The sequence below is a fragment of the Nostoc sp. genome, assembly GCF_036917555.1.
Classification (GTDB): Bacteria; Cyanobacteriota; Cyanobacteriia; order Cyanobacteriales; family Nostocaceae; genus Nostoc.
Window position 1 is genome coordinate 1 of sequence record NZ_JBALDD010000013.1, and the last position, 16,272, is coordinate 16,272.

Consider the following 16,272-nt stretch of genomic DNA (forward strand, 5'->3'; position numbering starts at 1 on the left):
CACGCTCTAATTTCACAAGCAGGTCTTTTCCCATAATTGTGATATTCCGCCTCAGATGTCACATTTGTCAATACCTCTTGACCTGAATCCTTACGGTTTCATCGGTACACCAGTAACAAAATAACTAATTTTTAATTGCTAGAACCCTTGATTTTCAAAGCTCTTTGGGGAATGAATCAGCCCTGCCTTAAAAAGGGGGGAACCGGAATTAAAGTCACCCAATTTATCAGGAGATTTAGGGGGAGCTAGAACGTTTTGTTACCGAGAAGAAAACTTTTCAAACATCCTCTTAGACAAGTTGATCAAAAACTTGTGTGGCTAATTAAAATAATAGCTAAATTTATATCAAGCTATACTAATCGCTTATTTTTTGTATTTGGAATAATTAGTGAGTATATTTATTATTTGAGTATTAATTAATTGTTATTAGTTATAACCTTTGCGTTCTTTTTGTGCTGCTTGATTTTATCAATCACTTTAAAAATTGAATTTATTAATTATATCATACTTTTAATTGTTATCAGATAGAACTAATTAAATTTTCACAATTAATCTAGTCAGAATGCTTAAACTATCTAACTTTTGTTGTTAATTTCCAATTTTTAGGATGAAATATTTTTGTTACCCCTAGCAATTGATGTGTAAAACAATGTAAATTAACACTTAATGGAATTTTAATAAGTAATTAAAAGCACGTGACATCTCAAAGAGCGCTATCTTCGGGCAAGAGGTTCAAAACTTCGCAACTTCAAATCTTCTTAGCTGATAGTCTGACTATTTTTTGGGGAGATTGGTTAGATTTACGCGTGAGAATTTTACCAGTTGCTGCATCAGGCTTAATATCGCCACTGATATATATTTTAGCTTTTGGCTTGGGTTTGGGTAGTTCCATCAAACCCGGTTCAGGAATTAGTGGTAACTATGACAACTATTTGGAATTTATATTACCGGGAATGGTGGCGCTATCGTCGATGACGGTTAGCTTTGCTGGAACGACATTTTCGATTTGTGGAGAGAGACTATTTACCAAAACCTTTGAGGAATTATTATTGACTCCCATACATCCCTTAGCGTTATATATCGGTAAAATGCTGGCGGGAGTCGTGCGGGGTTTGATGACTTCTGGTTCGGTGATTTTGGTAGCGCTGCTGTTGACTGGAAACTGGAATTTTCTCAACCCACTATTTTTACTATTGGTGGCACTGAATTGTGCGGTATTTGCTGGATTAGGGGTAATTATAGGGTTGAGTGTGCGATCGCTCGAATCAGTTGGACTTTACAATAATTTTATCATTATCCCCATGTCCTTCTTAGGAGCGACTTTCTTTGACCCTGCTACACTACCAGCGGCTCTCAAAGTTTTAGTTTACCTGCTGCCACTAACCTACGCCAGCATTGGATTGCGTGCAGTTGCTCATCTACCCTTGTCTCAGTTTCCTTGGTACAGCATACCGATTTTGCTGGTAGTTGCGATCGCTCTTGCTCTGTGGGGTGGTTATAAATTTGCTCATCAACAAGATTAAAGCCTTCATTACAACCTGTGCTTTAACTGTTGAATTTTCTGTGAAACTTTTTCCCGATGCTGCGTCAGCTTGATCCATCGGGGTAGGCGACTGGCAAGACTGCCATTGTGCCAGCCTAATGAATCATCTGGCAAGCGTTCTCGCAACCTTGATTGAACATAACTTTCCAGGAAGTTCAAATGTGCTTCATTATATGTTCATAGCACCTGACCGCAACAAGAGATTTGTAGCCACAGGGGTAAGCCAAAAAAATGGTCTAATATTCCATAGCTGGAATTTCTTTTATGCCTGTAATTGTTTTGCCACAGTAGCAATACGGATTTTCAATTGCCATCCTTTAACTGTTGTTTTGTATAGCTACAGTGCTGACAGGTAATTCTTTTGATGGAACAGAGACTTGATTGCTCAGAGTTTACAGTCAATACCTTGGCAATGCGTAGGCGCAGCCCGCTGTAGGCATCGCACTGAGGACAACGTACTAAAATTTCTTGCTCAAAATCAGCAAGCCGTTTGCCACAGTCTCTAAATCTTATAACCATTTCATCTCAAACCTGCTATATAGCATCTCGTTAAGACAGCAATGAACCAATTATTTATAATTCACATATTGTCTAATTTGTCAATGTACAAGTTCTAATTTGGATTTTTTATAAAGATTGCGTGAAATTACTAGTTATCATGATAAATCATTACAAGAATTGCTTTATAAATCAACCTATGAGTAAATATCAACTCAGTGAGCAAGTACAGATTAACCACTATTTACCTAGCAGATAGATAGCGGTTGAAAAGTGAGTTTTGCTGTTTGATTTAAACCATACGGTGTAGCATTCTGTGAATCAATATCCAAAGGACACAAGTATGATTAAAATTGCCACAAAAATAGCCTTGTCTGTTCTCGGAACAGCAGGAATTAGTTTTTTGTCTTGGACACCAGCAAAAGCTGTCATCTTTGTAGAACCCATTGTGACGACCAAAAATCAAGATGTACTCGACGCAAAAAACCCAAGAAAGCTTACAGACTATCTACCAGGGCAAGTAATAGAATATGGTGTTCCAGATGTAGCTAATAACTTTCTAAATGCTACTGGTTACGATATAAACAGCTTGGTCTTTGATTTAAAAACGCTGTCCTATAGTAATCCGAATTCTACTCCAGCATTTGATAATGAACCAGTGCAATGGGGAGATGTTAATGGAGATGGGAAGATTGGTAACTCTGCTAACCCCGATCTAAAGGATATTTTTACAGATATTACCATTGCTGGTAGTACTATCACTTTTAGTGGTGGCGTCATCCCAAACGGAAGTCTGTTTTACAATCCATTCGCTACCCTGCCTAATCTAGCCCCAGGTGCTGGAATCATTCCACCAATTCCAGCAGAGCAAGAAGATAAAGATGGGCCGATCAGAGTGGCTGCTTATTACACCGCTGTTCCTGAATCAACTAATATTTTGGGTGTACTGGTCTTTGGTGCTTTAGGCGTAGCTTTAAGATTAAAGCGATCGCACTGTTAAGGGGAGCAGAGAGCAGAGGAGAAGTTGCAGTAAGTTTTTTCTCAATGCCCAATTCCCAATTCCTAATTCCCAATTCCCAATGCCCAATGCCCAATGCCCTCATTCTGTAATTAACTCCCGATACACTGTCATTGTTTCCTGATGGACGCGGGCAACATTCAGCCTCTCTAGGTTTTTCTTTGCCCGCTGTTTCCACTCTTGCAGCATCTCGGCATTACTCAGTAATTGCACTAAAACCCCACCTAAAGCATGACTATCTTTTGCTGGCACCAAAAGACCTGCTCGCCCGTTGTCTAAAGCTTCAGGAATTCCGTCTACCTGAGTGCCGACGATCGCAATTCCAGTTTCTCTAGCTTCCGAAAGTACCAAAGGGCAAGGATCACGGTGGGAAGCTAGCACAAATATGTCACAAGATATCAAATAGCGTTGAGGTTCCGGTTGAAAGCCTTCAAAATGAATGCGTTCATTTACAGAAGTTGCTTGTGCCTGTGCCTCAAATAACTGTTTATCAGGCCCGTTTCCTACCAAATAAAGATGGGCTTGGGGAAAATCTGAGGCAATTTGTTCAAAGGCAGCAATTAACTCAGCAATTCCCTTGCGTTGATACATCCCGGCTACAGTGGCGATCGCTGGATGCTGTAATGGCAAAGGTTGATAATCTTGTATCTGTCGAGTGCGGGGACTGCCTAAAGTGCCGTTACAGATCACCCGCAACTTGTTTTCTGGAATACCACGTCTAATCATAGAATCACGTACAGCCTGACTGACAGCAATTACTCTGTCAGCTAAACCCATCAGCAGGCTAGCACGCTGAAATTCGTTGTGGACTGTAGAAACTAAAGCATATTTGTTTCCCTTAAAAATGCGTGCTAATATTACCCCCGTCATCATGTGGGCATGAACAATATCCGGCTGAAATTCAGCTGCGATCGCTCGGTAACGTATAGCTGCTTTAATCGTATTTATCGGTTTCTTGCTTTGGTCTAGGTGGTAATGTTTGACACCACAAATATCTAGTAAAGCCTCGTATTCCCCACCAGCAGAAATAACCGCTACCTCATAACCAGATTTTGCCTGTAGACAAGCCAGATCAACGGCCACATTCACAATACCGTTACCTATTTCTTGAACGTGGTTCAAAATATGTATGATTCGCATAATTTTTGAGATGTGTATAAAAAATAAAGATAAGTAACTGGGTATAAATCAACATAATTTTTGAGGTCTTCAGCGACAACTCAAAAGTAGTCAGTAGTGCATAAAATTGACCACTTTCTACTGATTAAGAGCGCTTAAAACCAGTTACTTAGCTTAAAGACTTATTCTAGTAACGGCTCGATAAATCGGGGTAAAACTTCAAAATTATGAAGACTGAATCTGCTATTTAAAGTTGCTACAACCTTATTTTCTATTTCTTAATACCCTGGTATCGAACTCCAGTACACCACAGCAGATATATAGCAATCCTAAATGATTCATGAGAAAATACCATACTCATGTAGCTTAGGGAAGTCAAAAGTTTGACAATCGATTGCTAATTCAAATAACCCCTTGAGTACACAAAAAGAATGACAAAAAAAGTAAAATTCTCGAATCAGTCTTTTTGCTAGTAACCAAATATCTTCTACAGGGTTTTGTTGTGGAGCATTTGGGGCAAAACGCTCACAAGTTATCAACCATTGTTCTTTTTCTAATTCTGCATTGAGCGAGCCTAAATACTCTTTAATTTGCCTTGAACGGTGGTAATTAGCACCGTCCCAAATAATTAAAATTTTGGCTTGAGGACGTAATGATTGAAGATATTCTAAAAAACCAATTGTAGTCTCGGAATTAGCTTTTTTTGCCTTGTAAATGAAAAATTCCTTTGTTTTATAGTCTAATGCGCCGAAATATGTTTGTTTGCAGCGGGTATTACTTACAGGAACTGATACTCGTTTGCTGGTTTTACCCCAAACATAACCGTTTAGATCTCCCTATAACAAATGACATTCATCAGCCATGAATACGACTAATTCTCCAGATTCTATTTCCTCACGTCCCCCAGCTAGCAATGTACAAATATCTTTTTTTTTGACGCGACTAATTCTTCATCATATTTTCGGTTGTGAGCTTGAGTTTTCTTCCAACTAATACGTGCTTCGTTAAATAAATCATAGTAACTTTGCTTTGAGGAGAAAGTAACGCCGTATTTGTGGCTGATCTCCTATTCTAACTCATTCAAAGTCCATCTATCTTTTATTAACAGCCACTCTATTATAGATAAGCGCTGCTCTGGGTTTAATAGCCCAACACTTCCTCGATGAGCGAGTTTTAAACCTTCTACCCCATTTTGAAAAAATGCTTTTTTCCACTTACTTATAAAACCACTGGACACTCCCAAGATCGACATTATCTGCTCATGCTTGTATCCACACAACAACATCTTAACTGCTATCGCTCGTTGAACTTCACGCTTATCTTGGCTATTTTCGATAAACTCATCTAGCGATCGCATCCACATTACTACACCCTTACCTTAGTCATTCTAACTACTTACACGCTTCTACGTATTTTCTCACGAATGATTCCAGATTGCTATGTAAATACCATTTAACACAGCAGCCAAGACAGAGAATAAAAGTCTTTTGATTTTTGAGTTTCAAGTACTTCAGGTTGAAGCAAGTCAAGCATCCCGTCCTTGTTCAATCCCGTGTTTCGCTCTCTTGGTAACTCACTAGTTCATTTATGGGTACTCCTGAAATACTCCTTTACAAAAACAGCAATTGGCCTGATGATAAAAAAATGAAATTAATGGTAAAAAATAATTCATTATTACTGTTAATAATTGTGTGAAAACCCTGTAATGACAAAGCTTCAGTCAGTTTGAGTTGAACTCAAAACCTTAGTTTAAGCTAACAAAATGGCAACGTTACATACTCCACACTTCCAATTAAATTCCGTAATTCCCACCTTATATACGCATAACCTAGTCTTCATTGACACGGCAGTTGAAGACTACCAGAGTTTAATTAACGGTGTTATCCCTGACACCGAAGTATTTATTATTAACCCGACACAGAACGGTGTTGAGCAAATTACGGAGATTTTGGCAACTCGCGCTGACCAGAATCTTAGCAACATTCATATTGTTTGCCACGGCGCCCCCGGTAGCTTGCAACTGGGCAACATTCACTTGGGACTAAATAGCCTCGAATGCCATAGCCAGCAACTGCAACAATGGCAGAAAATATTTTCCGCTTCGTCCAAAACTGCTAAATCATCTATAGCCAACTTACTTATCTATGGTTGCAAGGTAGCTGACGGTGATGTAGGGTCAGAATTTATTGGCAAACTGCACCAACTTACAGGAGCGAATATTGCTGCTTCACGTCAGCTGATAGGCAGTGTGGCATTAGGCGGCAATTGGGATCTGGAAGTTCGCATCGGTGATGTGGAACTGACTCTAGCGTTTACAGAAACGACGCGGGAAGCTTACGCGGGAGTACTAGCTACCTTTACCGTAAATAGTACCGGGGACGCAGATGATGGCGATCCCAATAATGGTATCACTACACTGCGAGAGGCAGTTAACTTAGCTAATGCTACTGCTGGAGATGATGCAATCGCCTTTGGAGGAGTGTTTACTGATACCACCCCAGATGTAATAACCCTCACCTCTGGAAAACTGACCATTACCGATGATGTAAGCATCTTGGGAACTGGCGCATCTCAGCTGACTGTGAGTGGTAATAATACTTCCAGAGTATTCGAGATATCGGGACTAGCGACAGGTGTTACTATTGATGGCCTGGCGATCGCTAGCGGCGGTATTCAAATCAATTCAAATTCCATCCTCAGCCTGACAGCAAGCAGTATTTCTGGCAATACAGAGGAAAGCGGCATCTCTAATAACGGCATCCTCAATCTAACGGGAAGTACTGTCTTTGGTAATACGAAAGGCGGAATCTATAACAGTGGCATCTTCAGCTTTACGGGAAGTAGTGTTTTTGGCAATACGGGTGACTTCGGCGGTGGCATCTATAATGACGGTTCCAACTTAAGAGTCAGTACTCTCAACATAACGGCAAGTACTGTCTCTGGCAATACGGCAAACTACGGTGGCGGCATATACAATAAAGGCGGTACTCTCAACATAACGGCAAGTACTGTCTCTGGCAATACGGCAAACTATAACGGCGGTGGTGTCGTTAACGGAGATGATGGTGGCTATGGTGGCGGTTCAACTACTCTAACTAACAGCACCATCTCTGGCAATACAGCGAATGATGAAGGTGGTGGCATCTATGATACTGGCAGCTACTCAGGCGACAGCCTCACTCTGATCAACACCACAATTACTAGCAACATAGCCGACTCAGATGGCAATGGTGTTGGCAACGGTGGGGGTGTTGCAAATTATGGTAGCTCCATGAAGGTTAGTAACACCATTATTGCAGGCAACTTTGACAATTCCACCTCTGGTGATATACACCCTGACATCTCCGGTGACGTCACTGACTTTGGCAATAATTTGATTGGCGATAATACTGGTAGTACTAACTTTACCACCAGCACTCTCATTGGCACAATCGCCAATCCCATTGATCCAAAAATCGGGCCACTGCAAAATAATGGTGGGGCAACCTTTACTCATGCCTTACTTGCAGATAGCCCCGCTATTAATACTGGCAATAATTCCCTAGTTCCTGCTGGTGTCAGCACCGATCAAAGGGGTGCTGGATTTGACAGGATATCTGGCGTTGCAATTGATATTGGTTCTTATGAAGTCCAGCCTATTATAATTACGCCAACTGATAATCCTGATCCCCTCGTACCCACCATCAGCATCATCGCAACTGATAACACTGCCGATGAAAATAGTGGCGATACTGGCACTTACCGCATCAGCCGCAGTAATAGCAGTGGGGCATTAACAGTCAACTTCTCTGCCAATGGTAATGCAAGTATTGCAGACTACAACCTAAGCGTGGGTGGCAACCCTATCAGCGGCAACAGTATTGTGATTGCTGATGGGCAAAGCTATGCAGATATCACCCTAACACCTGTCAATGATATTCAGGCAGAAGCGGCAGAAAATCTTAACCTCAGCTTGGCAGCAGATTCAGCTTACCAAATCGATAATGTGGATTATAGTGCCACAGTAGCGATCGCAGCCAATGATTTCGTCGTGACTAATACTAACGATTCTGGAGACGGGTCGTTGCGGCAGGCTATCCTCAATGCCAATACTACTACTGGAGCAGATACGATTACCTTTGCGGGCGTATTTAGTGATGCCACTCCAGATATCATTACCCTTACCTCTGGTAAATTGACGATTACCGATGATATTACCCTTTTGGGGACTGGAGCATTAAACTTCACCGTTAGCGGAAATAATGCCTCAGGCGTATTCGAGATATCGGGGACAGGGACAGATGCCAGCATTGATGGCTTGAAGGTTGCTAATGCTAACGATCCGTTTGGCGGTATTTTGCTTAATAACAATACTAGCCTCAACTTGACGCAAAGCATTGTCTCTGATAATAGGGGGACAGTAGGCGGCATCTTTAACAAAGGCACTCTCAGCTTGACAAGAAGCACTGTCTCTAGTAATAGGGGGTCATCGTTAGGCGGAGGCATATTTAACAAAGGCAACCTCAGCCTCACTAACAGTATTGTCTCTGGTAATAGTGCATCTACCAGTTACTCCTCTGCCAGCGGTGGTGGGATATTTAATATAGGTACTCTCAGCCTTACAGGAAGCACTATCTCTGGTAATGGGGCTTCCGCCAGTGGTCTTAATCGTTATGAGCCTGACCCTTACCCGTCCTATGGTGGTGGTATCTTTAACTCTGGCAGTGTCAGCTTGAGTCATAGCACTATCTCTGGTAATTCAGCACTTTCTGGAGGCGGCATCTCTAACTCAGGCATCCTTAACATTACCAACAGTACTGTCTCTGGCAATAAGGCAAGTGGAGGGGACGGTGGCGGCATCTCTAACTCAGGTAGCCTCAATCTGAACAGCACCACGATTACCAATAATACCGCAGAAGACCTTTACAACTGGGGGAGCGGCACTGGTGGAGGTGTTTACGGTGGCGGGACTGTGATTGTTGGGAACACCATCATTGCAGGCAACTTTAACAACAGGGGTATCTACGGCGGTGACATCAACCCCGACGTTTCCAGCAACTTCACCGACGACGGCAACAACTTGATTGGCGATAACACAGGCAGCACTGGTTTTACTACCAGTACCCTTGTCGGCACTAGTACCAACCCCATTGACCCCAAACTCAGCCCCCTACAAAATAACGGTGGTGCAACCCTTACCCATGCCTTACTTGAAAATAGTCCTGCCATTAACGCTGGTAATAATGCCCTAATTCCAGCAGGTATCACCACTGACCAACGCAGTGCTGGATTTGACAGAGTATCTGAGGGTACAGTTGATATTGGTGCATTAGAGTTCAACGGTTTGATTGGAACCAGTGGCGCTGATAATTTAGTGGGCAACAACTACGTTGACATAATTAATGCTGAAGGCGGGAACGATATCATCACAGGTAATCAAGACAACGACCTCCTAACTGGTGGCGGTGGCAAAGATAAATTTGTTTATAACTTAGGTGACGGTATTGATACCATCACTGATTTCGGTGGAATAGGTAAAGGCTCAAATCCATCAGCAGCAATTGTTGCCGAATTGGATACACTCAAATTCCAAGGTACTGGATTGACTGCCCGAAATCTGCTACTCACCCAGAATAGTAACAATCTGGAAATCACTTTTGAAGGCATAGCTAATGACAAAGTTAACCTACAAAACTTTGCCCTGGAAAACTTAGACAACCTTTCCAGCATCGGCAATATCCTCTTTGATGGGCAAAGCAGCATTCGTGATAGTTTTGATGTCTTTAATGCCAACTCCACCCAAAGCACCATCTTCAACAAAAATATAGTCACCTTTGTCAATGACCTGAACAATAATGTCAATGGCTTTGATAACTCAGATGATGTCATTAATGGTCAGGGGGGTGATGACCGCATTGATGGCAAGAGTGGCAACGACCTACTACGTGGTGGTGCAGGTAATGATACCCTCATAGGTAGTGCTGGCGATGATACCCTTGTAAGTGGTAGAGGTCAGGATAGCCTCATCGGAGGTACTGGTAATGACATTCTCTTTGTTAGTGATTCTTATGATACCCTGATTGGTGGTAGCGGTAACGATCAGTTTGTCTACCAAAATTTTAGTAATTACAGTATAATTACTGACTTTAATCAAAGCCAGGATAAATTAGTTCTTACTGACCTGCTTAAGAACTGGGGCTACAGTGGCAGCAATCCCATCTTAGATGGCCACCTAAAGTTTGTGCAATCAGGTACTTCGACAAAAGTCAATTACATTGGAGTTTATGACGATAACACCGTGGCGACTTTGAATAATTTCACTGCGACAAATCTGGTAGTTGGTAGTAATGTCCTTGTCTAGAGCTCAGTCGAACTCTGAGCGCTTGCCTCGAATTCCGTCAGTGGCACAGAATCTAATTCTAAATTCTGAAGACTGGCGCTTTTATTCTAGGCATTTTGCCAGACATCATAATACAACTCAATCAATACAAGTTTACGAATCTGAGAATTGTTTCCCTGAGAGCGGCGTGATGAAACAGCAGTTAGCAAAAACTTCCAAGACCGAGGAGAAAGTATAGATGGATCTATCATTGAAAGAAAACTCTTGAGATTTTTTTGCTTCAGTGCGACTAAAATCCAATGGAGTTTTAGGTAATTTTTTATATCCTGAAAAACAGGAATCTCTGAGCGATGTTGCTCATTTACCAAGGCGTAAATTTTCTCCTTCATCAAAATATTTGTCGCCAACCGCCGAGACAAAGAAAACTTTTGATTATATGCACCCGGCCAGATAGTACGGTAAGCAAGACACTGGTTGAAGAAAATAGCATCGCCAAACTGAGCAATCCGAATCCAGGAATCGATGTCATCACAGTTAGCATCGAGTGTGGAATCCCAACCACCACTTTGCAGGAAAGCATCACGTCCACAAGCTACTTGTACAGGTGTGCCAAAGGGTACAAGCTCTAAAAGCATCCCGTAGTGAATATCGGCTTGTGGGATATAAAAAGCTAGACCAGGGCCAATTTGGGGGGTGCGAGAGAGTTCAACTTCATTGCCATCCACCTGAGCCGCCACACAAGAGCAGATTACAGCATCGGGACGAAGTGCGATCGCTTTTGCCATCTCTTCTATGCAGTTAGGCGCTAAATAGTCATCATCATCTAAGAACTTAATCCAGTCGCCGCTAGCTTTGGCAACTCCAGCATTTACCGTTGCTGCATGACCAAGGTTCACTTCGTTACGATGGTAAACAATCTTGTCCCCTAAGCTTTTAAGATAAGTTTGGGTATCATCATCAGAACAATCGTCAGCAACAACCACTTCGCACTCGATTGTTTGGTTACAAGCCGAATTAATTGCTCTTTGCAGCAAATTCAAGCGATTATAGGTACTGATAACGATGCTAAATTTCATAAATTTTTCCTTTTTAGTACGGTATTTTGCAATATAGCTTTGATATACAGGCTGTTGTATCAGTACAATTATCAATCCTAACAAGTAGACTGAAATAGGATTATCGATTTATCATTGATGATCGTGAGTTTTTTTTAAGCAGACAGAAAGACTATGAACGCTCAAGAGATTATCCGCTCCATTGAAGCGGAACAGATAAAATCGAATCTGCCCGACATTTATGTGGGTGACACTGTAAAAGTGGGAGTGAAAATCAAGGAAGGTGAAAAATACCGCGTGCAACCCTACGAGGGAGTTGTGATTGCCAAGCGCAATGGCGGCATCAACGAAACTATTACAGTTCGTAAGGTTTTTCAAGGCGTGGGCGTTGAGCGGGTATTTCTGTTGCATTCTCCCCGGATTGACAGCATCAAGGTATTACGTCGCGGTAAAGTACGCCGTGCTAAACTATATTATCTCCGCGATCGCGTAGGTAAGGCAACCCGGATCAAGCAACGGTTTGACCGCCCTTTGTAATTCGCCTTCAAAAATACGGGAGAAATCTCTTTTCTTCAAGCGGCATCTGCCGCTAACTTGTTTTCCCAAAAAAACTAAGGTATGATGTAAATCGCATATTGCGTTAAACTAAAATTTAGTTCAGCGCAATCACTGAATCAAAAACAGCTTGTGCGCTCTTAGTTCAGTTGGTAGAACGCAGGTCTCCAAAACCTGATGTCGGGGGTTCAAGTCCTCCAGGGCGCGCTCAAGAGCAAAAAAACAAAGCCCGAAATAATTACGCAGCTGCTAACATAGCAGTTAGCGCTAATAATTTCGGGTAAATTTATTGTATTTGCAGTTGTTTTGCTGACAGTAAGTGAAATAGAGTCGAAACTGCAAACCTAGATGACAATTAAACAGGATCTAGTATAAGAAACGGGGGATAAACGGTCGTGGCCAAAAAAAGTGAAGCAGAATTGCCAGAAACCACAAATGGGTTTAGCTTTGGCAACTTCATACAGGGAACCAAAGAAGAACTTGAAAAAGTAGTTTGGCCCAGTCGGAAACAGATAGTGAGCGAATCAGCCGCTGTGTTGTTAATGGTGGCACTCTCCGCATCTTTGATATACTTGGTCGATGGATTGTTTCATTGGGCAGCAAAACAGGTGTTCTAATGAGTTTTGCAACAGATGAACCACGCAACTCAATGTTGCAGTCAGAGGAAACAGCAGAAGCAGCAGAAGCGGCAGAAGCAGCGTCAAAAGAAGCACGCTGGTATGCAGTACAAGTAGCTTCCGGCTGTGAAAAGCGTGTAAAGACTAACTTAGAGCAACGCATTCAAACTTTTGATGTAGCTGACAAAATTATCCAGGTAGAAATTCCGCAGACGCCAGCGGTGAAAATCCGCAAAGATGGCAGTCGCCAGCATACAGAAGAAAAAGTTTTCCCTGGCTATGTGCTGGTGCGAATGATGATGGATGATGATACCTGGCAGGTGGTACGCAACACCTCCCATGTAATTAACTTTGTCGGTTCAGAACAAAAACGTGGTAGCAGCAAGGGTCGCGGTCATGTCAACCCCATACCACTGAGTTCTTCAGAAGTTGAACGTATATTCAAACAAACCAGCGAACAAGAAGCTGTTGTCAAAATTGACATGGCTACTGGTGATAAGATAATGGTGCTTTCTGGTCCATTTAAAGACTTTGAAGGCGAGGTAATTGAAGTCTCTCCAGAGCGGAGTAAACTTAAAGCCTTGCTCTCAATTTTTGGCAGGGATACACCAGTAGAATTGGAATTTAATCAGGTAGAGAAACAGAGCTAAATACAAATGGCGAAGAAAATAGTGGCGGTCATTAAACTGGCCCTGAATGCTGGAAAAGCCAACCCAGCACCGCCAGTTGGGCCCGCCTTGGGTCAACATGGTGTCAACATCATGATGTTTTGTAAAGAGTACAACGCCAAAACAGCAGACCAAGCTGGAACGGTAATACCTGTAGAAATTTCTGTTTTTGAAGATCGGAGTTTTACATTCGTACTCAAAACGCCACCCGCATCAGTGCTGATTCGGAAGGCGGCGAAAGTTGAAAAAGGCTCAAACGAACCCAACAAAAAGAAGGTTGGGTCAATAACCAAAGCACAACTGCAAGAAATAGCCCAAACCAAACTCCCCGACCTCAACGCCAATGATATCGACGCGGCAATGAAGATTGTGGCAGGAACGGCTAAAAATATGGGTGTAACAGTCACGGATTAGTCTATTGGTCATTGGTAACTGACGAAGGACAAATGACAAAGGACAAAGGACAAGTAACCAAAAATTATCGGGGGAGAGGCGAGGCTTCGGAATTACCCCAGGAGAACAAATGCCAAAAATATCGCGTCGTTTGCAGGGTCTGCAAGCAAAAGTAGAAGACAAGGACTATAATCCCTTAGAAGCTTTAGCCCTTCTTAAAGACACAGCAACAGCTAAATTTACCGAAGCTGCGGAAGCGCATATCCGGCTGGGAATTGACCCCAAGTATACAGACCAACAGTTGCGGACAACGGTAGCACTGCCCAAAGGTACAGGACAAATCGTTCGGGTAGCGGTGATAGCTAGAGGTGAAAAGGTCAACGAAGCCAGCAGTGCTGGTGCTGATTTAGTTGGGTCAGAAGAACTGATTGACGAAATCCAGAAAGGTAGACTGGATTTTGACAAGCTAATTGCCACACCCGATGTGATGCCACAGGTGGCAAAGCTGGGTAAGTTGCTTGGACCGCGTGGTTTGATGCCATCACCCAAGGGTGGAACCGTAACATTTGACTTAGCAGGTGCGATCGCAGAATTCAAAGCTGGTAAATTAGAATTCCGAGCTGACCGAACTGGTATTGTCCATGTTATGTTTGGTAAGACAACCTTCTCGCCCGAAGATTTGTTAATTAACCTAAAGGCATTGCAGGAGACGATTGACCGTAACCGTCCTTCAGGAGCTAAAGGTCGTTATTGGCGCACATTTTATGTATCAGCCACTATGGGGCCATCAATTAAAGTTGATATCAGTGCCCTACGAGATTTGAAACTGAGCCAAGCAAGTTAATTGTTAGTCATTAGTCATTAGTCATTAGTCATTTGTAAAGGCAAAGGACAAAGGACAAATGACAAGAGACAAATGACAAAATTAAATAGACAAAGCCAGAGACAGCAGGTGCTAACAGCTTAATATCCTGCCGAGGTTAAAATACTCTAATTGTCAGAATTACCACCCATAAAGGTGTGATAACTATGGCATCACGAGTCTTACTACTCAACCCCGGCTATATTAGCTGGGGTTTGTTGTTTAGGTTCAAATTGAGAAAAAACACACAACTAGGGCACTTCCCCGATTGTTTTAAGGAGGTGAGATTGGAATGGGTAGAACACTAGAAAATAAAAAAGAAATAGTAGCTGACCTCAAAGAAACTTTGAGTGAGTCAACTCTGGCACTGGTAATTGATTATCAGGGGCTAACAGTTTCGGAAATCACAGACTTACGGCGGCGGTTACGTCCCAGTGGCACTGTTTGTAAGGTGACTAAAAACACCTTGATGGGCATTGCCATTAAAGACGATGAAAAATGGCAACCTCTGTCGGAATTGCTCAATGGTTCTTCCGCATTTTTGCTGGTAAAAGAAGATTTTTCATCGGCAATTAAGGCATACCAAGAATTCCAAAAAGTTACCAAGAAGACAGAACTTCGCGGTGGTGTACTGGAAGGTCGCCTACTCAAAGAACCTGATGTCAAGGTACTAGGAGACTTGCCATCTAAGGAACAACTCATCGCCCAAATCGCTGGGGCTATCAACGCTTTGGCTACCAAGATTGCTGTGGGTATCAACGAAGTTCCTGGTTCACTGGCTCGTGCTTTGCAGGCTGTGGCCGACCAAGAGCAAAGTGGTGGTAGTACCGAAACTGCTGCTGTACAAGATAGCGGCACCGAAAGCACTGCTGAAGGTGATAGTAGCACTGAAACTGCTGCTGAATAGACTTCGTGGTTCATTAGTCAAAAGTCAAAAGTCTATAGTTAAAGACCAATGACCCATGACAAATAAATAATCAAAATTACAGGAGTTATATCAATGTCTGCTGCAACCGATAACATTTTAGAACAGCTAAAAACCCTTTCTTTGCTGGAAGCTTCTGAGTTAGTCAAGCAAATTGAAGAAGCTTTTGGCGTGAGTGCTGCTGCACCCGTTGGCGTAGCGTTCACAGGTACTGGTACTGGTGGTCCTGCTCCTGCTGAGGAAGTTGTTGAGCAAACCGAGTTTGAAGTGATTCTCGAATCAGTCCCAGCCGATAAGAAGATTGCCGTGCTGAAGATTGTCCGGGAATTGACCGGTTTGGGTTTGAAAGAAGCTAAAGACTTGGTGGAAGCTGCGCCCAAGGCAGTTAAAGAAGGTATTGCTAAGGATGCTGCTGAAGATGCTAAGAAGCGCATCGAAGAAGCTGGCGGTAAGGTGACTGTTAAGTAGTCACAATTTTATTACCAGTTTTTTATTAAGGAGCCTAAGTTAGGCTCCTTTTTTTATCGTAGAGTCTTCTGTTGCAGATAAAAATACTATTAAGTATGACAACGCTCATTTGTTGTTAAAAGAGTAAGGGTTACATTAACAGGACTTACGCAACTGTCACAAGCGAGGGCGCGGCGCAGCCGTGCCAAGCGCCAAACAACTAGACAATAAACATAGGAATATCCGGACGTTT

14 protein-coding genes, 1 tRNA gene, 1 pseudogene and 1 other annotated feature are annotated in these 16,272 nt (G+C 42.5%); of the genes and pseudogenes, 11 read left to right on the forward strand and 5 right to left on the reverse strand.

Translation table 11 applies throughout. From position 1 onward, the window contains the following. Nucleotides 1–695: 695 nt before the first annotated feature. Nucleotides 696–1,523 (forward strand): ABC transporter permease, encoded by an 828-nt coding sequence (locus tag V7K60_RS04975; protein WP_334923444.1) that lies wholly within the window; start codon nucleotides 696–698, stop codon nucleotides 1,521–1,523. An 8-nt stretch (nucleotides 1,524–1,531) separates the two neighbouring features. Here the strand turns inward: V7K60_RS04975 and V7K60_RS04980 are convergent, their stop codons facing one another. Both V7K60_RS04980 and V7K60_RS04985 read right to left on the reverse strand, forming a co-directional pair. After that, nucleotides 1,532–1,702 (reverse strand): hypothetical protein, encoded by a 171-nt coding sequence (locus V7K60_RS04980; RefSeq protein WP_334923446.1) that lies wholly within the window; start codon nucleotides 1,700–1,702, stop codon nucleotides 1,532–1,534. 144 nt (nucleotides 1,703–1,846) lie between these two features. Further along, nucleotides 1,847–2,062, reverse strand: a complete 216-nt coding sequence (locus tag V7K60_RS04985; RefSeq protein ID WP_334923448.1) for a hypothetical protein — start codon at nucleotides 2,060–2,062, stop codon at nucleotides 1,847–1,849. 322 nt (nucleotides 2,063–2,384) lie between these two features. On the opposite strand from V7K60_RS04985, the gene V7K60_RS04990 reads away from it, so the two are divergent. Continuing rightward, entirely contained in the window at nucleotides 2,385–3,041 is a 657-nt protein-coding gene (locus V7K60_RS04990; protein ID WP_334923449.1) for a hypothetical protein, read from the forward strand. A gap of 99 nt (nucleotides 3,042–3,140) precedes the next feature. Here V7K60_RS04990 and V7K60_RS04995 read toward each other — a convergent pair whose 3' ends face one another. Then, nucleotides 3,141–4,199, reverse strand: coding sequence for a glycosyltransferase (locus V7K60_RS04995; RefSeq protein WP_334923451.1), 1,059 nt, complete (start codon nucleotides 4,197–4,199; stop codon nucleotides 3,141–3,143). Nucleotides 4,200–4,516: 317 nt separating this feature from the next. Then, nucleotides 4,517–5,535 (reverse strand): annotated as a pseudogene (locus V7K60_RS05000) (IS630 family transposase). Between the two features lie 405 nt (nucleotides 5,536–5,940). On the opposite strand from V7K60_RS05000, the gene V7K60_RS05005 reads away from it, so the two are divergent. After that, nucleotides 5,941–10,518, forward strand: coding sequence for a DUF4347 domain-containing protein (locus V7K60_RS05005; protein ID WP_334923453.1), 4,578 nt, complete (start codon nucleotides 5,941–5,943; stop codon nucleotides 10,516–10,518). Nucleotides 10,519–10,604: 86 nt separating this feature from the next. Here the strand turns inward: V7K60_RS05005 and V7K60_RS05010 are convergent, their stop codons facing one another. Next, a complete protein-coding gene (locus V7K60_RS05010) occupies nucleotides 10,605–11,573 on the reverse strand; it encodes a glycosyltransferase family 2 protein (protein ID WP_334923455.1) in 969 nt (322 codons plus the stop codon). A gap of 153 nt (nucleotides 11,574–11,726) precedes the next feature. Between V7K60_RS05010 and rplS the strand changes: the two genes are divergently transcribed. The 8 genes from rplS to rplL all read left to right on the forward strand — a co-directional run bounded on the left by rplS (nucleotide 11,727) and on the right by rplL (nucleotide 16,040). Then, on the forward strand, nucleotides 11,727–12,089 hold the full coding sequence (gene rplS, locus V7K60_RS05015; RefSeq protein ID WP_094348921.1) for a 50S ribosomal protein L19: 363 nt from the start codon (nucleotides 11,727–11,729) through the stop codon (nucleotides 12,087–12,089). Nucleotides 12,090–12,241: 152 nt separating this feature from the next. Continuing rightward, nucleotides 12,242–12,314: transfer RNA gene (locus tag V7K60_RS05020), tRNA-Trp, on the forward strand. A gap of 188 nt (nucleotides 12,315–12,502) precedes the next feature. After that, on the forward strand, nucleotides 12,503–12,724 hold the full coding sequence (gene secE / locus V7K60_RS05025; RefSeq protein WP_292734334.1) for a preprotein translocase subunit SecE: 222 nt from the start codon (nucleotides 12,503–12,505) through the stop codon (nucleotides 12,722–12,724). Then, a complete protein-coding gene (gene nusG, locus V7K60_RS05030) occupies nucleotides 12,724–13,374 on the forward strand; it encodes a transcription termination/antitermination protein NusG (protein ID WP_094348919.1) in 651 nt (216 codons plus the stop codon). The genes secE and nusG overlap by 1 nt, the downstream gene beginning before the upstream one ends. Nucleotides 13,375–13,380: 6 nt before the next feature. Further along, nucleotides 13,381–13,806, forward strand: coding sequence for a 50S ribosomal protein L11 (gene rplK, locus V7K60_RS05035; RefSeq protein ID WP_104904955.1), 426 nt, complete (start codon nucleotides 13,381–13,383; stop codon nucleotides 13,804–13,806). A 109-nt stretch (nucleotides 13,807–13,915) separates the two neighbouring features. Next, nucleotides 13,916–14,629: a 50S ribosomal protein L1 gene (rplA, locus tag V7K60_RS05040; protein WP_334923457.1), complete on the forward strand. Its 714-nt coding sequence runs from the start codon at nucleotides 13,916–13,918 to the stop codon at nucleotides 14,627–14,629. Nucleotides 14,630–14,706: 77 nt separating this feature from the next. Further along, nucleotides 14,707–14,876, forward strand: a sequence feature (ribosomal protein L10 leader region). Nucleotides 14,877–14,939: 63 nt separating this feature from the next. Continuing rightward, nucleotides 14,940–15,554 carry a 50S ribosomal protein L10 gene (gene rplJ, locus V7K60_RS05045; RefSeq protein WP_334923459.1) on the forward strand — a complete coding sequence of 205 codons (615 nt, stop codon included), beginning with the start codon at nucleotides 14,940–14,942 and terminating at the stop codon, nucleotides 15,552–15,554. A 93-nt stretch (nucleotides 15,555–15,647) separates the two neighbouring features. Next, complete coding sequence (gene rplL, locus V7K60_RS05050) at nucleotides 15,648–16,040, forward strand: 50S ribosomal protein L7/L12 (RefSeq protein WP_334923461.1); 393 nt, start codon at nucleotides 15,648–15,650, stop codon at nucleotides 16,038–16,040. The last annotated feature ends 232 nt before the right edge of the window (nucleotides 16,041–16,272 follow it).